General features: G+C 56.2%; 19 protein-coding genes. 1 reads left to right on the forward strand and 18 read right to left on the reverse strand.

The features are described 5' to 3' along the window. Window positions 1–31 precede the first annotated feature (31 nt). The 14 genes from A0U92_RS11000 to A0U92_RS11065 form a co-directional block, all read right to left on the reverse strand. Window positions 32–772, reverse strand: coding sequence for a tetratricopeptide repeat protein (locus A0U92_RS11000; RefSeq protein WP_077813261.1), 741 nt, complete (start codon window positions 770–772; stop codon window positions 32–34). Window positions 773–1,249: 477 nt separating this feature from the next. Beyond that, window positions 1,250–1,438, reverse strand: coding sequence for a hypothetical protein (locus A0U92_RS17780; protein WP_077813262.1), 189 nt, complete (start codon window positions 1,436–1,438; stop codon window positions 1,250–1,252). A gap of 841 nt (window positions 1,439–2,279) precedes the next feature. After that, window positions 2,280–2,843, reverse strand: coding sequence for a polysaccharide biosynthesis/export family protein (locus A0U92_RS11010; protein ID WP_236748104.1), 564 nt, complete (start codon window positions 2,841–2,843; stop codon window positions 2,280–2,282). Between the two features lie 77 nt (window positions 2,844–2,920). After that, window positions 2,921–4,285, reverse strand: a complete 1,365-nt coding sequence (locus tag A0U92_RS11015; RefSeq protein ID WP_077813263.1) for an outer membrane beta-barrel protein — start codon at window positions 4,283–4,285, stop codon at window positions 2,921–2,923. A 2-nt stretch (window positions 4,286–4,287) separates the two neighbouring features. Beyond that, a complete protein-coding gene (locus tag A0U92_RS11020; RefSeq protein ID WP_077814395.1) occupies window positions 4,288–5,421 on the reverse strand; it encodes a glycosyltransferase family 4 protein in 1,134 nt (377 codons plus the stop codon). 14 nt (window positions 5,422–5,435) lie between these two features. After that, window positions 5,436–7,643 carry a GumC family protein gene (locus A0U92_RS11025; protein WP_236748105.1) on the reverse strand — a complete coding sequence of 736 codons (2,208 nt, stop codon included), beginning with the start codon at window positions 7,641–7,643 and terminating at the stop codon, window positions 5,436–5,438. Window positions 7,644–7,684: 41 nt separating this feature from the next. Then, a complete protein-coding gene (locus A0U92_RS11030) occupies window positions 7,685–8,515 on the reverse strand; it encodes a WecB/TagA/CpsF family glycosyltransferase (RefSeq protein WP_077813264.1) in 831 nt (276 codons plus the stop codon). Continuing rightward, on the reverse strand, window positions 8,505–9,998 hold the full coding sequence (locus A0U92_RS11035) for an exopolysaccharide biosynthesis polyprenyl glycosylphosphotransferase (protein ID WP_236748106.1): 1,494 nt from the start codon (window positions 9,996–9,998) through the stop codon (window positions 8,505–8,507). The genes A0U92_RS11030 and A0U92_RS11035 overlap by 11 nt, the downstream gene beginning before the upstream one ends. A gap of 376 nt (window positions 9,999–10,374) precedes the next feature. Beyond that, complete coding sequence (hpnR, locus tag A0U92_RS11040) at window positions 10,375–11,913, reverse strand: hopanoid C-3 methylase HpnR (RefSeq protein WP_077813266.1); 1,539 nt, start codon at window positions 11,911–11,913, stop codon at window positions 10,375–10,377. 104 nt (window positions 11,914–12,017) lie between these two features. Next, window positions 12,018–12,338, reverse strand: coding sequence for a hypothetical protein (locus A0U92_RS11045; protein WP_236748107.1), 321 nt, complete (start codon window positions 12,336–12,338; stop codon window positions 12,018–12,020). Window positions 12,339–12,390: 52 nt separating this feature from the next. After that, window positions 12,391–12,579 carry a Trm112 family protein gene (locus A0U92_RS11050; RefSeq protein WP_077813267.1) on the reverse strand — a complete coding sequence of 63 codons (189 nt, stop codon included), beginning with the start codon at window positions 12,577–12,579 and terminating at the stop codon, window positions 12,391–12,393. Window positions 12,580–12,608: 29 nt separating this feature from the next. Next, window positions 12,609–13,325 carry an LON peptidase substrate-binding domain-containing protein gene (locus A0U92_RS11055; protein WP_077813268.1) on the reverse strand — a complete coding sequence of 239 codons (717 nt, stop codon included), beginning with the start codon at window positions 13,323–13,325 and terminating at the stop codon, window positions 12,609–12,611. A gap of 6 nt (window positions 13,326–13,331) precedes the next feature. After that, window positions 13,332–14,324 (reverse strand): thioredoxin family protein, encoded by a 993-nt coding sequence (locus A0U92_RS11060; RefSeq protein ID WP_077813269.1) that lies wholly within the window; start codon window positions 14,322–14,324, stop codon window positions 13,332–13,334. Between the two features lie 273 nt (window positions 14,325–14,597). Beyond that, window positions 14,598–15,329, reverse strand: a complete 732-nt coding sequence (locus tag A0U92_RS11065) for an SDR family NAD(P)-dependent oxidoreductase (protein WP_077813270.1) — start codon at window positions 15,327–15,329, stop codon at window positions 14,598–14,600. A 258-nt stretch (window positions 15,330–15,587) separates the two neighbouring features. On the opposite strand from A0U92_RS11065, the gene A0U92_RS11070 reads away from it, so the two are divergent. Continuing rightward, a complete protein-coding gene (locus A0U92_RS11070) occupies window positions 15,588–16,514 on the forward strand; it encodes an AraC family transcriptional regulator (protein WP_077813271.1) in 927 nt (308 codons plus the stop codon). A 217-nt stretch (window positions 16,515–16,731) separates the two neighbouring features. On the opposite strand, the gene A0U92_RS11075 is transcribed toward A0U92_RS11070, so the two are convergent. The 4 genes from A0U92_RS11075 to nth all read right to left on the reverse strand — a co-directional run bounded on the left by A0U92_RS11075 (window position 16,732) and on the right by nth (window position 23,538). After that, the gene (locus A0U92_RS11075; RefSeq protein ID WP_077813272.1) at window positions 16,732–18,267 is read right to left on the reverse strand and encodes an efflux transporter outer membrane subunit; all 1,536 of its coding nucleotides are present in this window, start codon (window positions 18,265–18,267) and stop codon (window positions 16,732–16,734) included. Next, window positions 18,264–21,380, reverse strand: coding sequence for an efflux RND transporter permease subunit (locus tag A0U92_RS11080; RefSeq protein WP_077813273.1), 3,117 nt, complete (start codon window positions 21,378–21,380; stop codon window positions 18,264–18,266). The genes A0U92_RS11075 and A0U92_RS11080 overlap by 4 nt, the downstream gene beginning before the upstream one ends. Next, on the reverse strand, window positions 21,373–22,587 hold the full coding sequence (locus tag A0U92_RS11085; RefSeq protein ID WP_077814398.1) for an efflux RND transporter periplasmic adaptor subunit: 1,215 nt from the start codon (window positions 22,585–22,587) through the stop codon (window positions 21,373–21,375). Before A0U92_RS11085 ends, A0U92_RS11080 begins: the two co-directional genes overlap by 8 nt. A gap of 213 nt (window positions 22,588–22,800) precedes the next feature. Next, window positions 22,801–23,538, reverse strand: coding sequence for an endonuclease III (nth, locus tag A0U92_RS11090; RefSeq protein WP_077813274.1), 738 nt, complete (start codon window positions 23,536–23,538; stop codon window positions 22,801–22,803). Window positions 23,539–23,767 lie beyond the last annotated feature (229 nt).

Genomic DNA, 23,767 nt, shown 5'->3' on the forward strand with positions numbered 1-23,767 from the left:
CTCCCGAAAGCCGTCTAAAGAAAAGACGCGCTTATTTCTTCAGAAATGCTTCGAGTTTACGGTCTACATCCGCAAGAAGGGCGTCGTCCTGTTGCATGTCCTGCGCCGTCAGAGAGCGTTTCATGGCCTGAAGGATGTCCGGCGTAATGTCCTTGTCCTGAATGGCCTGCCGCCACCAGTTCAGGGCTTCCTCGACAAGTCCGGCTTCAGCAAGCGCCGTAGCGTAATTGTGCTGCCCGCGATAGTCGCCCTGTTCCGCAGAGCGTTTATACCATGCCAGCGCTTCCTGCCTGTCCTTGGCCACTTCCCATCCTTCTTCAAGAAAACGGGCATAGAGGTTCATGGATTTGGCGTGCCCGTTATGAGCGGCTTCCCGGAACAGGGCGAAAGCCCGTGATCGGTCGGCAGGTATGCCAAGCCCTCTGAGAGCGAGGATACCCAGATTGTAGCGCCCCCATTCATCGCCAAGAGCAGCGGATTTTTCGTAATGGAGAGCTGCCTGAGCCAGATCTTTATCGACGCCATGACCAAAGTGATAGCAACGCCCAAGCATGTTGTGGGCTGGACCAAAACCGGCGTTGGCCGCGATTGTAAACCATCCGATAGCGGCCACCGGATCACTCTGCATGAAAGTGCTGCTGAGAAGAGCCTGCCCCCACTGTGTCTGGGCGAGGGGATCACCTTTCAGGGCTTCAAGACGGATCTGTTCGATATGGTCGGGAAGAGGAGTGCGTTCAGCGGGACGTTTCCCCGGAAGCAGACGGGAGATCATGGCAGGACTCTTGTTGCGAGGGGTTCTCAGTAGCATCGCTTACGGGTTGAGGGCAAGAATGTCAGTCATTATTCGCTGTGTTATGAACAGGGAGCTGCTGCGCCCTTGGAGAGATCAGGCAGGTCGCAATTTTCAGGCGGTGATTTGTTGAGCAATGCGGATTATATCCCATTGTGCTTTTCTGAGATGCAGAAGCATAAGTATTGTAGGTCAGCGAGAACAGGTTTTTGAAGCTTCAGTCAGGGTGAGTGTCGAACAGGATAGTTTGTGTCCGCTAAATGGTGGGAGGCTGACTGTCTCCTTTCGGGGGCGATTAAGTCCTGCCAGATCCTGAATTTCTTCCCATATTGCAGGGACGAAAGAAGGAGACGAAGCCGGCGTTTTTACGGACGGAACATGGGTGGACTTGATACGGTTTTGTGCCGGTGTCCGTCGAACCCGTCGCCAGCCAGACCCGAACACCCGATGGAACCGGGATCATCGCCGCAGCAGCGTCAGCACACGCGCGACGACATCCAGATCCGTTCTGGCCGTCACGCGCAGGTGCGACCCGTCAGGCAGCACAGTCTCCAGTCCCGCGTCAGCGCCCCCAACGGGCAATGCCAGACCGGACGGCAAGGTCGGGAGCGTCACAGCCAGGCGGCCCGGATCCGTCCCGACGCCCAACTCGCCTCGCCACCACTGCCGCCGCCACGTCCAGAACAGGGCCGGCTGATGTCATGCTGCCGCCCCACGCATCACATTCCGCAACCAGCCGGAGTTTCTCCTCCAGGCTCCACCACCGACGCCGCTCCACTCCCGTGATGATTTCCATGCCATCTCCGTTCTCAAGATCAGAAACCATCGCTCACACCCGCAAGGCGTCTTTCACCGGGCGGATACGCTTTATCTGGCTGCCTGCCGCCGATCGCGATTTACAATTAACCCCCCTTTAATCAATGCTCAGTTATTGAGACAAATCATCACTTTTTACACAGAGTTGCTCAGATGATTTCGTCCAAGAACACGCTCCCTCTGTCTCTATGGAGGGTAGCCGCCACTCAAGACAATTCTGTCGAGTTCCGGACGCACATGAAAATCACGGCGCTCACAGAACGGCCACGAGCATCTGCGTTTCGGGGCATAGCCGTAGGCGTCGCTTTCTGTATGCCTTTCTGGGCTGGTGTGATCTGGTTTGTGGTCGATCACGTCCACTCCTGACAGGCAGGATCCGCATGTCTCGCTCTTATTTTCTTTCGATCTGAAACAGCATCCACATCAAAAGAAGTCTGTCCATTGGCAAGATCGAGCGTGCCTTCCCGTTAAGCGATAAATCCGGGTATCGTCGGGTGCCTGCAATGCACCAGAAAACCCAAATCAGTTGAATATGCGCGTGCCATATGATCTTTATAGCCATACGCATAGAAAATCTTCAGGCTGGAAACGGTAATCATTCCGCTTAACAGCGAGACTTTCAGAACGGTTTCAACCATCGCCATACATCAGAAAAGACAGACGAAAGCGTCTTTTAAAAGAACCGTTCATAAATTGTGATGACATCACCGGGAGCAAGATAAGTCTCTTCCGAAAGTCTGCCTTTCAGCGGACGACCATCTGGCGTTCCTTCTGTCCGCACCACGCTCGCTGGATTTTTGATAGCGCGATATGTATATCCGCCGGCAAGTGCTACGAGAGTTTCCATGGTCATCCCAGGAAGGTAGTTATACTGCCCCGGTTTCTGAATCTCTCCCAGGATAAAGACCGGTCTGTATTGAGTCACTTCGACAGACACACTTGGTTTGCTCAGCAAACCACGAGATCCCAACTGCCTGACGAGAGTCGATGCAAAACCTTCAGGTGTCTGGCCTGCCGCCTCAATCGTTCCGAGAAGCGGAAATGCAATTGTTCCTGCGTCACTGACAGAAAAAGCGTTGCTTAGCTGCGGGTCATTATAGGTCAGAATCCGGATCTGATCTCCTGCCCCAAGACGGTAAGGACCACTCACAGGAGGAATAGGTTTAAGCCCATGTGTCGGGGAACACCCCGCCAGAAACAGGCCAGACATGCCGACCATGACAAGACGGTGTATCATACGTATCGACATCCTGTAATCGCACTCCGTTGCAGGCAAAAAAGAAGGAAATTTTCAGACTGGAGCGACCCTGTCGCTTAACGGGCAAACGCAACGCCAAAAGTTATCGTGTTACCTGTGAATGTAGCACGTGAAATGCCTGTATCCAGAACCGCAGGCACACCATGCTTTGCATAGCTGGAGGTGTGGTTATAGTTCAGCGTTAATTTCAGGTCGCGGGTGAACTGCCAATCCAGTCCGGCCATAAATTTGATCTGATTCTGTTGCCGTGTCCGGGCGCCAGCGACAGACGAGCGGGAGTCTGTACGCGCATATGCAACATTCCCATGGAAATAGAGATCCTTTCTCAATTCACGATCCCATCGAATTTGCACTATTGACATGATCTGGTTACGAGAAAAAGGGGATGTCGGGTCAAACAACCCTCTCCGACCAGTAAGCGTCACGGTATTCAGCTTGTCCGGCATCCACAATACCTCTGCTTCCGCCGTAGGCGTTGTTACAGGTCGACCACTGTCCCGTGTGAAATGGCGTGTTTCCGCACCAACCAGCATTCGATATTGCAAGACAGGATCGGCTCGGAGATCAAAACCAGTAAATCCGCCACCACTGATATAGTCATTTGACAGTTCTCCGGAACGGGGATTGAACTGTGCTTCAGATCCCCGAAGGATCGTCACGAGCGCATTGCCTTTCGAGATTTCAAATCGCCCCTGAAGCATTTGCATTTCCAACTGATGACTTAGCGCGCCTGTATCGCGGGAAGCTGTCGGCAAAGACCCCTGACTCTGCCCGAAAGCAAATTTATCATACGATGCCGTCGGAATAAGCGCGAAGCGGGTCCAGCTTTTATGATAACTGAGGCGCACATCATCAGTGTTATAGGGCACCGGGTAGCCAATTCCGAAGTTGCCCAGATCAGTTGCCGAGAGGTGCCTGACAGAGTGAGCATATCCCAGAGACAGCGTGTCACGGCGGAGATTGAGCGTTCCCCCTGCCGCTGCGGACCAGTCGGTGTAATTAGCAGCACTTACAGAAGGGTAGGCCTGATTGGATACCGACATGGATGCCCCGATAGCATGCCGGGACCAATTGGAATTTACTGCAAGCCCCGCTGAGGTGCTAAGGACAGCACTCGACGTATGAGGAACCCCCAAAATACTGGTACTATAACCAAACTGCTGGGATGCTGTTGGTTTGAGAATATAGGCTCCTACAGGAATACCCAGATGTTTATGTGATATTACTTCTCTAAGAGAAACACTTCCCGTTGAGTCCGCCGAATATCCGGGCAATTCGTTTGGAAAATACTGCTGAATAAGTTGCGCGCGCGCCTCGGTCGAACACACTCCCGCAAGCACAAAAACAAACCACAACAATATATTTCTAAAATGGCTTATCTTAACATTAATTCCATTCATATATCGATATTCATCAATCATATTCAGGATGCATGCTCAGATGAAAGCATAGGCACATTCAGAACTTCAGCATAAACATCCACATAACGTCGTGCGACATCTTTCCAGTCGTAGCGCTGCGCGCCTATAATCGCAGAAGCTCTCCCCATCGCCATTGCGTCCGGATCAGCCTGCTGAGTCTCAATTTTTATAGCAAGCCTCTCCATGTCGTCGCCCTCCAGCACAATCCCGGTTCCCGTGCGGCTCACCAGACGTCGAAAGGGAGCGATTCCACTCAGGATCGGAATCAGACCTGCGGACATGGCTTCCACGGCAGCCAACCCAAAACCTTCATGATCTGAAAAACTGGCAAACCAACTGGCATTACCAAGGGCATGCCGCAGTTCCGCATCAGAGGGTTCGGAAATAATCTTCACAGCGTCCTGTACCCCGGCACGTACCGCGAAGTTTTCCAGATCCGGCACGGACTGCTCAGCCGGCCTCCCAGCTATGATCAGCCGCCATTCCGGGTTCTGTCTTTTCAGCGCGGCCAGAAGATCGAATAAGAGATCAAGACGCTTGTGCAGAGAAAATCGTCCGAAACTTATCAAGGTGCGCACAGGCTTTTCTGAAGCCGCATTAGAAAATTTCGACTGGTTGATGCCGTTCTCAATGGTGATCAGACGCCCTTTTGCTACATCTGCAAAAATATCCGCATCATTCTGACTGCATGCGACAACCTTGTCGTACGCCCTGATACTTGCCCGTGTCAGCGTTGCGAACCACAGTTTTTTGAGCTTTCCATAGGCTCCACTGTGAAAAAATCCGCCATGCGTGGAAACCACAAGAGGTTTCCTGATCAGGGTCTTCATCAATGCAAAGAAATCAAAGAAAAAATCAATTGCGTGTACATGAACGAGGTCTGCTCCTCCGACGTGTCCGATCACGGCAGGAGCCAGTGGATAACGCGTTGACCCACACCAGGCCAGGCGCGTTACCGGAATACCCTGTACCGAGTCCTGCGGAGGCAATATTCCTTCCCTGTTGAACACTGTGTTCAATGTCACAATCTGGGCGTCAATTCCCATGGCCTTCTGCTGGAAAGCCAGATTCAGAACAGAGTCTTCAAGGCCGCCCACAGACGGACTGAACTGCCTCACGACATGGATGATTTTCATGACAGGAACGTCTTTCACGCCTGACGGCGGTGAGCAATCAGGCGGGCTTCCTGCCGGGTCAACTGAGCGCCACAAAGAAGATTGAACGACCCGTTGTCAGTACCTGTCACCACAAATCCTGAGAGTCTGACGCCATAAAGCCGCAGTCGTTCCACACACGCAGCCGTGGTTTCCCGAGACGCACGCCCCCAGCGACAGACAAAAAGCGTCTGGTCGGCAACAGAGGCCATCGACAGTCCTCCTGCCGTCACGCCCAGAGGAGGCGTGACAAGAATGATCACACGATAAGAGCGGGAAAGATCACGAAACAGATCCTGCAGCTGCGTGATTTCAGCCCGGTCAAAAACATAGCCACGTGGCGTTCCGGCAGCCATGACATCACATCCCCGGACCTGATCTCTGGAAATGACATTCCGCGCAGCCGCTTTTCCTTGCAGAACATCCGAAAGGCCCAACGCCCCCCCTACCCTGCTGCTGTCGAGACCAACACGACGGCTGAAATCAGTATCAATGACCAGAGCTGTTTCACCGGCCTCCTCAGCCGCGGCAGCCAGCCACGATGCAAGCGTCATCTTTCCGTCACCAGGCAAGGCTGATGTTATGGCTATAACTCTCGCCCCGCCACTACCTGACATGCCCTGAGCCATGGAAAGCTGCGCTCCCAGCTGTCTTACGGCCTCAGCAGGCAACGAGAAGGCATGATCCCGCATCAGATCGGTTGGCGATTTCCTTTTTCCAGGCTGAATACGTGGAAAGACAGCCAGCAGAGGGATGCCGCCAAAGCCTCTGAACTCATCCAGATCCGTAAAGCCTGAAGAAAACAGAACGCGCAGCGCAACCGCACCAACACCACCGGCAATGGCGAGAACAATGACACCCATCATCAGTTTCTTGCGATTGGGAAACGTGGCCGTCGCCGGAACGGCTGCATGAGAAACAAACATGATGGGAGGCTGGAGGAGAGCCACGCGGTCCGTCAACTGCTTGGCGCGATCAAGAAAGGCTTCGTACACACCGCGTGCACTCTGCGATTCCTGATCAAGAGTGCGGTATTCTGCCTGCGCCCCACTCTGCCTGCCTGACTGGACACGAAGACGATCAAGCGCTGACGTCAACTGTTCGACATCAGCCCGTGCGGACATGAGAGCGCCATTGATCGAAAGCAAAGCCTGCCGGGTGGCGGCGTTCAGATTGGCCCGGCTGCTGGCGATCTGCCTGTCAAATGCGATGACGTCCGGATGATTGGGACCGAAAGAAGCACTTTTCTGCGCTTTCTGATTCTCTCCCTGCATAAGTGCGGTCGCAGCAGCCACGACCAGCGGCTGTTCCGTCAGCGATAAAAGTGTCTGCGGATCGCCGGTCTGCATAGCCGTTTTCAAAGTAGCCGCTTTTGCCTGAGCAGCAGCATAACGTGTCTGCGCCTGCCCTAAGCTGACCGCCATGTCAGAGATTTGATGCTCGACAAGGGGAGATCCGCCGGTTGTATTAACCAGTTCATGCTGGACATTATAAGCGCTCGCCGCACGTTCGGCTTCCAGCCAGCGTTGGCGAAGCGCTGCGGTTCGGTCATCCAGCCATTCCGCTTCACGCTGCAGATCACCGCTTTGCTGGGTCAGGGCAAGCTTCTGATAGTTTGTAACGAAGGCATTTGCCACAGCAGCTGCCCGTTCACCAGTATCGGCCTTCGCACTCACAGTCATGATGCGTGACCGCGCCTGCGGTTCCACCGTCACGCTGGACAGCAACGCGTCAATCTGGCGGTCGAGTACACCGGCGCTGTTGCTCGCCACTTCTGTGCCGGCGCCACATCCCAGCCTGACACCATGTTCACACAGAAAATGATGCCAGTTGCGCGACGGCTTCTGGGACGGAGGCGGCAGTTCCTTCAGGACCAGAGCCGCCACATCCCGTGACTGAATCAGAGCGGCCTGTGTGGCGGGCTCATCATCTTCGATTGATCTGTTTGCATCAGGAGACTGCGCCATCGGATCAACCACACGCGTTGTCACGACCACAGTTGCCGGCGCCATAAAGGAGCGTTTCAACGACAGCACCGCCAGAGTGCCGAAAACAAGGATACCCAGAGCGACAGCACAGAACAGATAGCGAGATCGCCACCCCAGCGAGAAATAGCGCATTGCCAGCGCGTGGGCACCCGCTGCGGCAGGAGGAGATTCAGCTCTTGGCTGCTCGAAAGTACGGTCTAGCGGTCGATCAAGCATACCGGAAGGGTCCTACATACAACAAAGATCTACCAGCGATCTCACACCTCCTGAGATGACGCTGTTTTTTTACCAAGCAAGGCGGACAATCGCCATCGCATTACATATACGCCAAAACAGGGCAGGCCCAGCAGATAGCGACGCCATAATCTTTTGGGCTCACGACTCAATCTGACTAGCCATTCAAGCCCCAGATTAGCAACCCATCTCGGAGGCCGTGAAACACGCCCGGCTGCGTGATCGACAAGAGCTCCTGCTGTTATTGCCACCAAAGGCGGCAGCCGATTCCAGTTATCCCACAACCACCGTTCCTGACGTGGCATCCCCATATTAAGCAGAAGCACAGACGGTTTTGCCGCTACTATTTTTTCAATGACACTTTCCGCCTCAGGGCTGCCAGGAGTGACGTCGAAAAAACCGTGCTGAACGCCTGCAGTGCGACATCCATATTTCCTGGAGAATACCGCAGCCGCTTTTTCGGCAACATCCTGCTCTCCGCCAAGCCAGAAAACATTGGCGGCGTCACCAAGCGCGGAAAGCATATCGCCAATCCATTCCGGTGGAGTGGTCCTGTGCAGATTCTTTCCTGTCAGAAAGACCGATGCCAGCTGCACACCGGCACCGTCACAAAATGCAATTTCAGCCTGATCGAAAAGTCCCCGCATCCAGAGCTGTTTCTGGGAGAGCGTGACGCAGTGGGCATTGGCGTTGATAACTCGTGCCGCGCCTCTTTGCCGCACTACCTCCGTCAGACATGTAACAATATCTTCACGGGGGATATCCATCAGCTCCAGCCCCATCACTTCCACAACGGGAAAGTCACGCCCACAGAGCCGTTTTGTCTGTTCTTTCATCGCAACATCAGAACGCATGACGGCTGAACACCTCCCGAACGATGGTCAGGATCATAATCCTGAAATCAAAGACAAGAGACCAGCGACGGATATAATCCAGATCATACGCCACTCTTTTTTTCAGGTCATCAATCGTGACAAGCTCGCCTCGTGCGCCGTTGATCTGCGCCCATCCGGTGATGCCGGGTTTGACGTGATAACGCAAAACATATTCGGCCAGCGCGTCGTCCAGCAGCAATCCACCGGCACGTGTATGAGGAGCGTGAGGTCTCGGACCGACCAGGGACATCTCCCCCCTGAGCACATTCAGCAACTGGGGAACCTCATCGATACTCAGTCGACGCAACCATTTTCCGATACGGGTCACTCTGGGATCATCGCGACTTGTCTGGCGCGCGGCCATGAGATCCGACATATCGGTATGCATGGAACGGAACTTGTAGACCATGAACTCCCTGCCGTTTTTCCCCGTCCGTGGCTGCCGGAAAAAAACAGGTCCCTTCGAATCAAGCTTGATGGCCAGAGCCACCCCGATAAGAAAAGGAAGGAGAAAAATGGAGACACAGAAGGCCAGACTGAAATCCACGATCGCCTTCTCGACAAGCTGAATATCGGAAAGCGGCCGTCTCTGGATGACAAAAACCGCATTTTCGCCAAGAAACTCACAAGGAAGAACGCGATCAAAACCAGATACAAGGTTGGGAGTGACGTAAATATCTGAAAGCACCGGCTTCAGCGCAAGAGCTACATTACGGACTTTCGCCTCGGCATCACCCGCCTCTGGAAAAGCCAGAATAATGGCATGCAACGACTCCCGACGACTTCTGTGAATCAGGTCGTCGAGCGTGCCGTCCAGCTTCCGGCCTGAATCATGACGCGTATTGTCAGCGAAATTACCAAAAAGGGAATAAGCCTGCCCTGCGTCCAGAGAAAGCCGGTTCACCAGATCCGTAGCTACAGCCCCTGTTCCGACGATGGCCACCCGACGACGAAGCTTACTCACAACACCAGGCTGATGCAGGAAGAATGTGACTATGGCACGCTCGACAGAAAGCGCGACACATACAGCCACCATCCATGCCGCCGCCATTTTCAGGGACACAGCACTATCCGGCATCAGGATCGTGGAGAGGCAGAAATGTGCAACACACCCTGCCACGACGGGCGTAATCAGATAACGAAATTGGGCTTTGGCACGACGAATTTTCGGAAAAGCGAGAAGTTTCGATTTCTTTGGAAAAAGACAAAAAACCAATACGGCGACTAAATCAGCAGCATCTGTCCCTGTTTTTATTGAATGAGCAATATGGGTTTTTTCAAACCAGTCCGCGCCCATCGTTCCCGAAGCCACACATATGGCATCCAGACAGCGTATGCTCATCGCCAGAACACTGTGCAGGTAGGGATAGGGCTCCCTCAATAACTGGCGTATAACCGGGGTTTCCACCAGCGGCTGCGCGGCTTCAATCTCAGAAGCCACATAACCTGAATCTATAACCAAGCGTCGGTTATCCATCAGCATCCACTCTCCCGACACATAACGGATAGCTTGCAACACCAGAATCAGTCATCGTTACTGAACGGTCAGGAAAGATATAACCCTATTCCCGACATCTCAAGAGAGCTCGGAACGGTCCCTCATGAAAAATCGTTTATAACCGAACTTCTGCACGTCATGCAGAGAACATTTCCAATTACTGGGCAAGCGTGCATCCCGACGGTTCAAAAGAGACAGCCCTACAACAAATGTCAATAAGGTTCCGTGCAACCATTCGTCTTTGACGTCTTACAAACTATCTGACAGCGAAACAGACTGGAAGAGAAAACGACAGGGAGATTATCGTTCAGTCATGTCTACAAAAACCTGCAGCCTCCACTCAGACGTCAGCTCCCATGCGTGTCTGATCGACAAATTTTTCAGTATCATCGTCCAGAGTTCGGGATTTTCTCCCTCCCGGACCATGAACATATAATTCCTTGACGTTCATTTTCTCAACAACATCCGGCTGGACAGGCATCTCATAGCGCGGCCTGCGCATATGATCCGCCAATTGCAGCCTGGGATTGAAAACAGAATTAAATTTCCAGATCATTTTGACAAAGTTTGTCTGCCCCTTGCTCAACAGGCGGGCAGCAATACCAACCGTATCTCGAAAAGCTGACCACCCCATATGCTTGGTGTTCAGAACCTGCTGCGTTTTGACCAGTTCCTCGTAAAATTCCGGCAAAGACAGCGTTGTCGGTAAAACTGCATGCTGGATATCAAAAAGACGATAATCTCGTGTTGTGAGACGGCGTACTTCTTTATGCCAGATCTCTGTTCCCGGATAAGGCGTCGTCACCGAGATGTTGACGATATCGGGAATCTCCAGGCACCACTGACGGATCGTCTCAAACCGCTCCTTCGTCCATGACGGATCCGCAATGAGATTGATCGCCACCATCAGCCCCAATGAGCGGGCATACTCCAGCGCCTCGAAGTTTCGATCCACGGAAACGCGTTTGCGGAATCTTTTCAGCCCCTCCTCATCAACCGCTTCAAGTCCGATGAAAATGTAACTAAGGCCGATCTCGCTCCATTCCTTGAAAACTTCCTTATTGCGAAGAAGAACATCTGCACGGGTTTCAAGGTAATATTCCTTCTTGATCCCACGCTTCCTGATTTCCGCAGCGATCGCCAGCCCGTGTTCGGCATGAACAAACGCAACATCATCCACGATGAAGACACCCGGTTCCTTCAAAGCTTCCAGTTCATCGGCGATGACTTTTGGATCAGCCGTACGATAGGACCGACCATAGAAAGTCCAGGCGCTACAGAATGTACAATCCCACGGACATCCACGCGCAAACTCGATCGAAGCAGCCGGATCGAGCGTGCCGATAAAATACTTGTTCCGGTGACGCAGCAGGTCACGGGCAGGTCTCACATCATCAAGGCTTTTGACAAATGTCGGGGCCGGTCCCTCGAACGTGGTCGTGACAACACCCGGAACCTGGGAAATATCGCCCTTCAGCCAGCCGTCGAGCAGCGGGCCAATGCTGGGCTCACCTTCACCGCGAAGGATGCAGTCAATCGCCCCTTCTGAAAGGCCCAGGACGTCCTGCGGAATGAAAGAAACAGAATGACCGCCCACGATCGTGAAACAGTCTGGAAAACGGTCTTTCGTCTCTTTACAGAGATCGACGATTTCCGGGATATTCGCGAGGTAGTTTCCACAGAAACAGATGGCATCCGGCCGGAATTCCTCGACCAGATTCCAGTAATCCTTATGTTTCTCGACCTGCAGATCTATGAGTCTGACATCATGGCCTGCATTTCTCGCAGCGCCAGCCACCAGTTCAAGTCCCAGAGGCTCCAGCCTCAGAAACACTCTTGTGTACATCAGTGCGCTCGGATGTACGGCCAAAAGTTTCATTATGCTGTCTCCCGGATTTCGTTCAGTCTTCCCGGGGAGCATTGTCGAACGAACAGGAGGGGGTGTCACACGTTTTCGGGAAATACCTCCTATTCACTGACTGATTATCGAGGCTTGTTCTGTCCGGAATTTGGTTTCCCATACGTGACTTCGGTATCGGGTGTCGCATTGGAAGTGCCGGGTTTCGGAAGCGACGTGCCGGCATAAGGCGCAGGCTCGTAGCCTTCCCTTACACCACCAGCAGGCGGCGACCGGTAATTCGCCTCCCGCTCATGACGCTCCTCAGCCTCCGCAGCCTCCGGAATATTGCGACCGGGGCGTTCCGGCGGCACGTCGATATTATCGCCCGCTCTCGGATCGGACCCGGCCATCCCGCAGGAAGCCAGAAACGCAACCGGCGTGAAAACCAGCACCCATTGTGACAAACGTATTATGGCCGGTCGACACATCGCACTCTCTGAACCGCAACAGCCCTGATCAAAGTTTACGGGCTTCTTCCGGCAGCATGATCGGAATGCCATCACGGACCGCAAAGGCCAGACCGGCACGCTCGCTGATCAGTTCCGATGCTTCACGATCATATCTCAGCGGCCCTTTTGTCACCGGGCATACGAGAAGAGACAAAAGTCGCTGATCCAGAGGGGCTGAAGTCTCGGTGGTCGTCATGACTGTCTCCAAAAAACAAAACAGAAGGTCTATACAGGCCGGGAGCTGCCGTTCTGCGATCCAGAAAGATCAAGGAGTGACTGCAGCACCCGAGCCCGCTCCGTCAGCGTATCCGCTTCAAGCAATGCCTGTTTTTCCGAAGAAGGGAAAGGACAGATCATCGGCAGCGCAACCAGAAGAGCGTCATCCGCCATCTGATCGATCACTTCCCACCGCACGCCCATGCCACGGGACTCAAAATAGTCCTTCAGCGAGTCCAGCAGAAGCTTGCGGTCAAAAGGCGCCGAGGGGATTTCGTTCAGATCGCCCGCATATGCGGAAACATCAATACGCGCGCGACGATATCCGCGCGCACCTTCACTCTCACGCAGATAACGGAAACGGCTGATGCCCGTCAGGGTAAGGGCGTACGTATTGTCCAGCCGCTCCACGAACGATGTGATACGACCAATACATCCGACCTCGAAGAGATGGGGTTCCGGCGCAAAATCTTCGTCATCGTCAATTTCACTGAACGGCTGGATGATGCCGATCAGTCGCTGATCGGCCAGCGCATCCTCAATCAGTCCGATGTAACGGGGCTCGAAGACGTTCAATGGCAGCTTTCCCCGAGGCAGCAGCAGAGTGCCGAACAGGGGGAAAAGCCCTATTTCCGCAGGAAGATCCGCAAGGGTGATGTCACCGAGGCGGGGAACTCTCCGCGGGGTGTTGTCATCGAAAAAGTGAGATCCGGTAGCCAGACCCATTCCTCCTCAGGAGAACAGCATGGAAGAAAGACGACGACGCGATGAAACGGTTGCCGGGTCCGTATGTCCCCACGCTTCAAAGAACCGGAACAGCAACTGTTTGGCAGCGCCTTCTTTCCAGTCGCGATCCGCCTTGATAATCGCCAGCAGCTCGGCGGCAGCCTCCTCCCGATGACCCGCGACATTCAACGCGTTGGCAAGATCCATCCGTGCATCAAAATCATCCGGATTGGCCGCAATACGCTCGCGAAGAGCATCCGCTTCTCCCGCGACCTTCCGGCCTTCACGCTTCAGCTCAAGCTCCGCCCGAGCCCCTTCGATCTCCGGATGCGTCGTGATGGCCGCCGGAACATCATCCAGCGCGGCAGAAGCGGCTTCCTCATCATCCAGCGCCAGCATCGCACGAATGAGACCACCCCACGCGGTCGGATTCTCGGCTTCATCTTCCAGCACGGCGGAATAGAGCTCGGCGGCGTGCGCAGGGTTGCCCGCCTCCATCGCCAGACCGGCTTCCACGAGCAGATCCGCGCTCGGAAGCGTGCCGCCGCCGGCTGCTTTCAGAACAGTTTCGACGAACTGCTTGACCTGACTTTCCGGAAGCGCGCCCTGAAACAGGTCCAGAATCTGCCCTTTCCAGAAAGCCGCCACCATCGGGATGGACTGAAGCGGCAGTCCTGCACGCGTCAGCTGCGCGGCAAGATTACGGTTGGCCTCGATATCGACCTTGACGAGTCTGACCCGCCCCTTGGCCGCTGTAACGACACGCTCGATAACCGGAGTCAGCTGTTTGCAGGGGCCACACCAGTCAGCCCAGAAATCGACCAGAACCGGCACATCACGGCTGGCTTCCAGCACGATCTGCATGAAATTGGCTTCAGTGCCTTCCATGATGACGTCACCACCGCCCTTCTGCCCCTGAGCCGCTGAAGACCCAGCACGCAGACCGGCGCCATTACCGGTGGGGGGAGCTGAACGGTTCTGGCCGATTATGTAATCCATCGTCTGCAATCCTGCCTTCCTGCAACCGCCGCACATCTGCCAGCGCCAGACTCAGCTTCGTCTGGGTCAGGCTTAGCGCAGAGACGCGAAAACAGAAACCCACCTTCAGAGTGAACCTCTCATCAGGCAGGCTTCCCTAAAACACAACCGAACCGCCGCGCTCGCCAGAACAGGGCGAGCGCGCAGCCGCAGTTCTGTTTTTCAAGTGGATTGAAGACAGGACTTATTCAAGAGGGAGGCAGCCATGAAGCCGCCCACATCTCCTGCTTGCACTCAGGCCAGCAGCCCGCCGTCCACTGGAATGGCCGCGCCTGTGATATACCCGGCATCCGGTCTGGCGAGGAAAGACACCATGCGGGCAATATCCCCGACATGGCCGTACGCACCGGTCGCAACGAAGCCCGCAAGAGCAGCCGCCCCTTCCGCATCCGCCGGATTCATGTCTGTGTCGATCGGACCCGGTTCCACCACGTTGATGGTGATGCCTTTCTTGCCGAGATCACGGGCGGCGCCCTGAGCAAAGCCACGCAGCGCCGCTTTTGTCGCGCCATAGAGAGACAGGCCGGGGAACGGCAGACGACCTGCAAAGGCCGAGCCCATCAGGATGATGCGCCCGCCGCTCTTCATGTGCCGGAGCGCTTCCCGCGTCTCGACCATAACGCCACGCACGTTGAGGTTCAGGACTTTTTCGATGTCCTCGATACTGGCCTGATCGATGGTTGTGTAAGGATAAGCACCCGCGTTGCACACCAGCGCATCAATGCGCCCAAAATGACTCACGGTTTCGGCGATGATTTTCCTGTTGCCTTCAACGGTCGCCCCATCAGCCTGAATGGCCTTGGCTTTCCGTCCGATCTGCTCGATTTTTTTGCACAGTTCATTGGCCTGCGCCTCGCTCCGCGCATAGGAAAACGCGATATCGAATCCGTCTCTGGCGAGGTGCTCGGCAACAGCGGCGCCAATTCCACGGCTTCCGCCGGTAATAACAGCAACACGATCAGTCATGGTTGATATCCCTGTTCTCAATGGGGTCGAGAGAGGTTTCTGGATACAGACATGAAGAGAAATCCACAGCCCTCGCATTGTCCGGCCAGACAGGATGATGAACAGCGAGCCGAAACTTCATCATGACGCACTGCCGCCTTACTGCTCACCCCAGCCCTCGTTCTGTGACGTTTGCACTCAAAAGGCGTGAATGGGATAGAATGATCTTCCTAAAAAATTGCCTGATTTTCCACAGAGCCAATCGTCCGGACTGCTTTCATGGCCTCTCATATTCTCAGAAAAATCCAGTCGCGGGTCGCTGGTCTCTGTCAGGACAAGGTCGTCAGAACCGACATCGACTGCCTGACACTCTATAAATCCGAACGAAAAACCGATCCGGTCCTCTTCGTATATGAACCCCGCATCTACATCGTCGTGCAGGGGAGCAAGCAGGTCTCGCTTTACGACAGAATCTACGACTACAATGAACGCCAGTATCTCGTCTCGACCGTCGATCTGCCGGTCTCAGGCATGATCACCGAGGCATCGCCCGACAAGCCTTACCTCGCAGCCTGCATCTCGTTCTCGCCACTGGAGATTCTGGAAGTGATCGAAACATGCGGCGCAGAGGCCATGCCGCATCCCGCTTCCCGTTCAGGAATGGGACTGAGCGCTCTGACAGACGACCTTCTCGATACGGTGATGCGATTGCTGAACTGTCTGAGCTCGAAACAGGATATTCACTTTCTCGCCCCCCTGATCAAAAAGGAAATCATCTATCGGATGCTTGCCGGGGAGCAGGGAAAAACACTGTATGACATCGCCAATGACAGAAGCGACCTGTCCGGCGTCAATCGCGCCATCGCCTTCCTGAGACAGGGCTTTACTGAAAATGGCGACATGACCATCCTCCCCTCTCTTGCCGGGATGAGCCGTTCCCGCTTTTACAAAAAGTTCCAGCAGGCCACCAATCTGACTCCCTTGCAGTACCGCCTTCGCCTCCGAATGCAGGAAGCACGCCGTATGCTACTCCATGACGCCATGTCCGTGGCCGAAATCGGATTTCGCGTGGGTTATGAAAGTCCTTCCCAGTTCAATCGGGAATACAGGAAAGTGTTCGGGCTTCCACCTCATGCCGACATGAAACGGATCCGCACAATCGGCATCGACCGCTACAAGGATGAAAACGAAGCGATCTGGCGATAGGGGTTTGAGGGGGTTTTGTCCCTTACCCCACCCTAAAACTTTCCACTGGAGACCATTTCACCGGCATGTCGAGGCATGCGCCTGCACAGGAAGCTTGCGGATTTCATCTTGAAGTTACAGGAGTCGGCCAATACATCAGGAGGTATGAGACGTTACCTGAAATACCCGTTCACGGTTCGGATTGCCTCAGCCTGAAACACCCAGACATCAAAACGCTTCAGCTTTTTTGCGGTGAGCGCTTCTTTCCACCCGCTTTCGGATGGTTCGCCGGATCATCCACACGGTTCCACCAGCCGCCGCCCAGCGATTGAAACAGCCCGACAGTATCAGACAGTCTCGCACCCTGCGCCTGCGCCAGAGCCAGCTTCGCCTGCAATTCCGTCTGCTGCGCGTTCAGCATGGTCACCCGGCTGACATCCCCCAGACGGAGTTGCGCCTGCGAGATGCCGGCGCTTCTCGTTGCCGCTTCCGCCGCATTCTCTGTCTGGATCAACATATCCGAATCATTGTGAACAGCATTCAGACTATCAGCGACATCTTCTATCGCCGTGGTAATGGTCGAGCGATACTGAGCGGCGGCTTCATCGTATCGACGACGCGCCCCGGTTTCCTGATGCTGCAATTCAAATCCGTCGAAGAGCGGCTCAGTCAGCATTGCCGCCAGTTCCCACTGACCAAAGCCCGGCGCCGCCATCTGAGCGATGCTTGCTGCCGCGAAACCCGGCGAGAACCCAAGCTGCACGTTCGGCAGGCGGTTGGCGATCGCCACGCCCACATGCGCGCAGGCAACATGATAGTCGGCTTCAGCGGTTTTTATATCCGGTCGCTGATTGATGAGCTGCGCGGGCAGGCTGACTGGCAGTTCGGCGGGCAGCGTAAAGCGGGCCAGTTCGAACTCCGGCGTCGGCTGGTCCGGCAGATCGTTGGCCAGCGCCGCGATCTCGTCATGCAGGGCGGCAAGCGTCTGATTGAGTGTCGGCAATGTCGCACGGGTCTGCGCCAGAAGCGTCTGCTGCTGCGCCAGATCGGCCATCGACACATCACCCAGCTTCTGCTGCATCTCCATTGAATGCAGCACCTTTTCCTGCTGGTCGATCAGCACGTTGGTGACAGCGATTTCCTCCCGAACCATAGCATAGGAAATGGCCGCATCCACGGCGGAACTCGTCAATGTGAGCCATGCCGCCTCAAGCTGGTATTTCTGTCCTTCCCGCTCGGCAGCGGCAGCCTCGACCTGACGGCGCACCCCGCCCCACAGATCTGGTGAATAGGAAATGTTCAGCTGCGCCGTATGGACGTTGTAAAGCCATGAATTGGCCATCGGAACGTTGGAATAGGCCCGGGATGTCTTGAAGCGGGCAGGATTGAAGTAACCGCTGACCGAAGGATACAGTGCGCTTTCGGAAGCAAGCTTGTCCTGCTGGGCGGCATAGAGGGACTGCTTGGCCGCCTCCAGAGACGGGTTACGCGCCAGAACACGCTTCAGCAGTTGGTCCAGCTCGGGATAATGAAACAGCTTCCACCAGTCAGCCGGAATATCCGCGCCAGTGCGGAAAACCTGATCACCATCCTGCGCCGACTGTGATGTTGCCCGGCCTCCGCTGCTCTTCGGCAAGCCACCCTGGACATAAGAGGTGACAGGTGCGGCTGGGCGATGAAAATCCGGACCGACCGCGCAGCCCGCCAGCATCAGAGCGCAGAAGGAAACGCTGGCATACTGAGTCAGGCTTCTGGAAAGACCACATTCCCTCATATCTGGTCTCCTCCGTCACCTTTCTGAAGCGCGTCCATCTGGCGCTGGCGACGCCGCTCGAACATGGCTTCCATTTCAGCGTAATAGGTCGGCAGGATGAACAGGGTGAGGATCGTGGCAATTCCCAGTCCTCCCACAACCACAGTCGCCAGCCCGCGCTGCACATCCGTGCCGATGCCGGTTGCGATTGCAGCCGGGAGCATACCCACGGAGGCAACCGTCGCCGTCATCAGAACAGGACGGAACCGCTCGCCCGCTCCCTCCAGAACCGCGTCGCGCAGGGAATTGCCTTCCGAACGCAGGCGGTTGATGTTGGAGATCATGATGATTCCGTTCTGGATCGCCACGCCGAACAGCGCGATGAACCCGACCACGGTGGCGACGTTCAGTGTCTCCCCCCGCACATGCAGGGCGATCAGACCGCCCAGCGTGGCCAGAGGCACAACGCCCAGCACAAGCACGGCCTGACGGAACAGGCGGAACTCGCCGAACAGGAGCAGGAGCATCACGGCGAACATGATCGTCAGCGCCACGCTCAGACGCGCCTGCGCCCGCTGCTGCTGCTGGAAGGTTCCGGCCCATTCCAGACGATATTTCGCAGTGTCAAAGTGAACTTCACGGTCGATATGGGTCTGGGCATCCGTCAGGTACTGCGACAGAGGCCGGTCGCCATTGTTCACACGAATGGTGATCTGACGCCGGTTGTTTTCATGCGCGATATTGCTCTCGCCGGTTTCCAGCCTGATTTTCGCCAGCGCTTCAAGAGGAATGTGATCACCTGACGTGCCCGTCAGCGGAAGATGGCCAAGTTTCTGAAGATTGGCTGCCTCATCGGGATCAAACCGGACCGTCATGTTGTAGGTCCGGTCACCGACATAGACCTGCGTGACAGGAGCGTCACCAATACCGTTCTGGATCACAGCCATCACATCGGCAACGGAGACGCCGTAGCGGGCGATGGCCGACCGGTCCACGGCAATGGCGAGTTCCGGAATTTCCGGTCCCTGGAAGATGGAGGCGTCCCGCGTTCCGTTGACAGAGTGCAGAATGCGCACGATCTCGTCGCCGATCCGCCGCAGTTCTCCGAAATCCTGACCATAGACACGCAGCACCAGGGGTGAGTGCGCGCCACCGACAAGATCGTTCATGCCGTCTTCAATGGGCTGGCTGATATCGAAGCTGATGCCAGGAACCTGCCGCAGTCGTTCGCGCAGACGGCGCTCAAACTGCGCTTTCGTCTCACCTGCAGGCCATGTGCTGTACGGCGTCAGCCCTACAGGCATTTCGATATGCGACGGCGTCCAGGGGTCCGTGCCGGAATCGTTTCGTCCGAGCTGCGTGATGGCGTAGGAAATTTCCGGGAACTCCCTGACCGCTGCGCGGATTTCACTGGCCATCGCGCTGGCTTTATCCAGAGAGATTCCAGATGGCAGTCCGATCTGGAGCCAGAGCGCGCCTTCATCCAGTTCAGGCAGAAATTCGCGGCCGGTGCTGAGGCCCAGCACAATCACCAGAGCAAAAGCAGCCCCGCCGCCGAGATAGGCCAGAAACGGCCGATCCACGATATGACCCAGCCAGCGGATATACTGGTGATGCAGCCATTCAAGCGGCCGGTTATGAAACAGCCGGTGCGGGTTGCGCATGGCCAGCCATGCCAGAGCCGGTGTCAGCATCGTCGCGCTGAGCAATGCGCCGAACAGCGCGAAACTGACCGTAAAGGCCATTGGGCGGAACAGCTTGCCTTCCGCTCCCTCGAACGCGAACAGCGGGCTGTAGGCCACAATGATGATCAGCGTCGAGAACAGGATCGACCGGCCGACATGGTTGGTGACGCCGAGAATATCCTTCATCTGGATTTTCTGTGTCGGACGTTCTTCGCGTATCCGCAGGATCGCTTCCGTCACCACGATGGCGCCGTCCACCACCACGCCGAAATCGATGGCCCCCAGCGAAAACAGGTTCGCGGGCATCCCGACAAGGTCCATGATCACGAAGACCATCGCCAGCGCCAGCGGAATGGTCACAGCCGCCACCAGCGCGCTGCGAGGACTGCCGAGAAACACCAGCAACACCACGACCACCAGCAGGACACCCTTGAACACGGTATCCATCACCTTTTCAGTGGTCGCCTTCACCAGCATGTCGCGGTCGATGTAGGGGACGATCTTCACGCCCATCGGGTCAAGCTGCTTCTGGAGAAGCGCCACCTGCTCGTGCACCTTTTCCAGCACCAGAGAGGCGTTCTGCCCGGTGAGCATCGTCACGATGCCCTCGATCGTATCCGGGTTGGAATTCTTGCCGAGAATGCCTTCCCGCACCTGATGCCCCATCTGGAGACGCCCCAGATCGTTGAGCAGGATCGGCACGCCATGATGCTGGGCCACGGCAATCTCGCCCATGTCGCTTAGCGTCCGCACAAGGCCGGAGCCACGCACCACATAGGACTGCTCGCCGCGCGTGACCCGTCCGCCACCGGCATTGGCGTTGTTGTTCTGCATCGCCGTGACGACATCGTTCAGGCCGATACCGTAACGCTGTAACGCGCCGGGCGTCAGGACAAGCTGATATTCCTTCGTGAAACCGCCGAAATTATTGATCGCAGCAATACCGGGAATCTGCTGGAGCGCCGGCATGACGATCCAGCGCTGGATATCCGAAAGCTGCATCAGGTTGGCGCGGTCGGATTCCAGCGTATAGCGATAGATCTCGCCGGAGGGGCCTGTGACCGGCCCGAGACCGGGCGTCGCGCCATACGGCACCGTGACCTGCGCCAGCTGTTCGGTCACACGCTGTCGGGCGAAATAGACGTCTGTTCCATCCTTGAAAATCAGCGTGATCAGGGACAGTCCGAAGGTGCTGCTGGACCGCGAGTCCACAATCCCCGGCGTGCTGGCAAGCTGCCGTTCCAGCGGAATGGTGATCTGCTGCTCGATCTCTTCGGCGGCCAGACCCGAGACCTGCGTGGAGACCTGAACAGTGACCGCGCCAAGATCCGGGTAGGCTTCGATGGCGATGTTGCGCCATGCGAAGAGACCACAGATCGCCAGAATGGCGGCGCCCAGAAAAACGAGACGACGCTGGCGCAGGCAAGCTGCGATGATCGCATTAATCATCGTTAAGCAGGACCGCGCCGGTCGTCACAATACGGGCGCCGGGAGTCAGTCCCGAGGTAACCCGGCACAGATCGCCATCGTCATAGATGACCTGAACGATCCTGCGCTCGAACACATGCGGCGACACTTCCACAAACACCGTCACCTGATCATTGTTCATGACCAGTGCCGACTGCGGAACGGAAATGGTTTCCGGCTGCGGAGCCATGACCGTCATGTTGGCGTACATGTTCGGATGCAGCTTGCGGTCCAGATTGGGCAGAATGACACGCACCATCAGCACCTGCGTATCCGCCTGCATGATCGGCTCGATGCCCGACACAGTGGAGTGGAAAACCTGACCGGGAAAGGCGGGAAGCGTCAGATTGACAGCCTGCCCGAGCGCCACGTTGCGGATGTCGCGTTCAGGAATGCTGGCGACAGCCCAGACCTCGGCGATATTGGTCACCACCGCCAGCGGCTGCGTCAGATCCACGACATTCATACCTTCCGTGGTGTTGACGCTTCCGACTGCCCCTTCGATGGGCGACCTCAGAGTGATGACACCACCTGCGCTCACACTGGTGGAAAGAGAGTCGAGATGCGTTTTGGCGCGCTGCTCTTCGGCCTGCGCCTGCGCGTAGCCGGCCTTTGCATTCTCAACATCCTTGACCGCATCACCTCCGGCAGCCAGCACGGCCTGCGCGCGGCGGAGCATCCGGCCTGCAAGATCAAGCGCTGCGCTCGCCTTCAGCTCATCAGCGGACGCCTGTGCCGCATCCGCCGAAAGAATGTGGGCGATTTCGTCACCGACATCCACATGCTCGCCAACGCGGACGGCGACATCGAGCACCTTTCCGGCAGCCGGTGCGAATACGGTGACGTTCCGGGCGGGTTCCGCCACGATGACGCCGGGCGCGGTCGTGCCCCGGTTCCAGCGGCTGACCGTGACCGACATAACCGTCAGACGTTTGTCCACCGGTGAGCCTTCCGGCACGGTCACCCGCCCATCCGCCTTACGTTGTATCGGTGGATGACCGTCCGCAAGCGCCGAACCACCAGTCAGCACAACGAGACCCAGCAGCGCCAGCATGTGTCTGATCGCGCACGTCAACAGCCTCCCGTTCCGGGCAGTCATTACAGACATGTGGCCAGCCAGACCGGAGACAGCGCCGGGCTCCGGAAGGGCGACCTTGAACCGCACGGGAAAGAAGTCATGAGTCTTCATTGCAAACCAAGGGAAACCAGAAAGCGAAACATCGAACGGCGGCAAATTCTCTGATGCAATCGCTTACGTCCTGCCTGAGAATGCGTCCCTGCACCTAGAACACAGTTGCAGACAGCGCAACGGGCGACAGGCCATCAGACTCGTATCCCTGCCGCAATAAGAATGACATTTGCATGACGATCATGTTTTTCTGATGAACACTATCCGCCTGCGCTACCTTTTGGGCGCGATCATTTCCTTTTCGGGATAGAGGCAGTCTTTCGTCGCAGCACAGCGCCAGCACTCGGGCCTCCGCGCCTTGCAGACATATCGCCCCTGCAGGATCAGCCAATGATGTGAATCCCGTAGCAATTCACACGGGATTCGGGCCTCCAGCGCATTTTCCACGTCCAGAACCGTCCTGCCACGCGCCAGCCCTGTCCGGTTGGCCAGCCTGTAACAGTGGGTATCGACCGGCATGGCCGGAAGCCCGTAGGCGACGTTCAGGATGACATTGGCCGTCTTGCGACCAACACCGGGCAGCGCCTCCAGAGCGTCACGGTCCGCAGGCACTTCGCCATTGTGACGTTCAAGCAGATCACGCGACAGAGCGACAATGTTCTTCGCCTTGTTCCGCCACAGGCCGATGGTCTTGATATACGCGCCGACCGCTTCCTCCCCGAGCGCCGCCATTTCCTTCGGACCAGGCGCCACTGCAAACAGCGCGGGCGTCGCCTTGTTGACGGAACTGTCCGTCGCCTGCGCCGCCAGCGCCGTCGCGACGAGAAGCTGATAGGGCGAACTGAACACAAGCTCGGTTTCCGGGTCCGGCCATGCCTTTGACAGGTCAGCGAGAAAACGGGTGACTTCCGGCCTGGTCATGTCGCGGGGCGCCATGGCCGTGCCGTTGGGGAGACGGGGAATGTCTGCTTTTGTGGGTGGCGTGGTTTTTTTGGAGCGCGTGGAGGCCATGAAGCTGTTATTGGTCAGAACAGGGCATTCGTCAAAAACGGGAAAGGGTTGTCATACTTGGGTGAGCGGTGGATTTGTGTGTGTGGGGGGGGGGAAGGAGCGGTCTATCCACTTGCCTGCATTGACGTCTGAAATGGACGTTGCCATCAAACCCGGAGCACTTCACTTGGCTTGCGGAGCCGATTGTCTGCCAACGATATTGCCTCGGTGAGGAGAAGTATCGTATCAA

The sequence above is a fragment of the Acetobacter aceti genome, assembly GCF_002005445.1.
In the GTDB taxonomy this organism is placed as follows: Bacteria; Pseudomonadota; Alphaproteobacteria; order Acetobacterales; family Acetobacteraceae; genus Acetobacter; species Acetobacter aceti_B.

What these genes read in the sequence shown, in the direction of transcription:
- A0U92_RS11000 (WP_077813261.1), bottom strand. Translation starts at nt 772, where the DNA reads ATGATCTCCCGTCTGCTTCCGGGGAAACGTCCCGCTGAACGCACTCCT.
- A0U92_RS11010 (WP_236748104.1), bottom strand. Translation starts at nt 2,843, where the DNA reads ATGATACACCGTCTTGTCATGGTCGGCATGTCTGGCCTGTTTCTGGCG.
- A0U92_RS11015 (WP_077813263.1), bottom strand. Translation starts at nt 4,285, where the DNA reads ATGATTGATGAATATCGATATATGAATGGAATTAATGTTAAGATAAGC.
- A0U92_RS11020 (WP_077814395.1), bottom strand. Translation starts at nt 5,421, where the DNA reads ATGAAAATCATCCATGTCGTGAGGCAGTTCAGTCCGTCTGTGGGCGGC.
- A0U92_RS11025 (WP_236748105.1), bottom strand. Translation starts at nt 7,643, where the DNA reads ATGCTTGATCGACCGCTAGACCGTACTTTCGAGCAGCCAAGAGCTGAA.
- A0U92_RS11030 (WP_077813264.1), bottom strand. Translation starts at nt 8,515, where the DNA reads ATGCGTTCTGATGTTGCGATGAAAGAACAGACAAAACGGCTCTGTGGG.
- hpnR (WP_077813266.1), bottom strand. Translation starts at nt 11,913, where the DNA reads ATGAAACTTTTGGCCGTACATCCGAGCGCACTGATGTACACAAGAGTG.
- A0U92_RS11050 (WP_077813267.1), bottom strand. Translation starts at nt 12,579, where the DNA reads ATGACGACCACCGAGACTTCAGCCCCTCTGGATCAGCGACTTTTGTCT.
- A0U92_RS11055 (WP_077813268.1), bottom strand. Translation starts at nt 13,325, where the DNA reads ATGGGTCTGGCTACCGGATCTCACTTTTTCGATGACAACACCCCGCGG.
- A0U92_RS11060 (WP_077813269.1), bottom strand. Translation starts at nt 14,324, where the DNA reads ATGGATTACATAATCGGCCAGAACCGTTCAGCTCCCCCCACCGGTAAT.
- A0U92_RS11065 (WP_077813270.1), bottom strand. Translation starts at nt 15,329, where the DNA reads ATGACTGATCGTGTTGCTGTTATTACCGGCGGAAGCCGTGGAATTGGC.
- A0U92_RS11070 (WP_077813271.1), top strand. Translation starts at nt 15,588, where the DNA reads ATGGCCTCTCATATTCTCAGAAAAATCCAGTCGCGGGTCGCTGGTCTC.
- A0U92_RS11075 (WP_077813272.1), bottom strand. Translation starts at nt 18,267, where the DNA reads ATGAGGGAATGTGGTCTTTCCAGAAGCCTGACTCAGTATGCCAGCGTT.
- A0U92_RS11080 (WP_077813273.1), bottom strand. Translation starts at nt 21,380, where the DNA reads ATGATTAATGCGATCATCGCAGCTTGCCTGCGCCAGCGTCGTCTCGTT.
- A0U92_RS11085 (WP_077814398.1), bottom strand. Translation starts at nt 22,587, where the DNA reads ATGAAGACTCATGACTTCTTTCCCGTGCGGTTCAAGGTCGCCCTTCCG.
- nth (WP_077813274.1), bottom strand. Translation starts at nt 23,538, where the DNA reads ATGGCCTCCACGCGCTCCAAAAAAACCACGCCACCCACAAAAGCAGAC.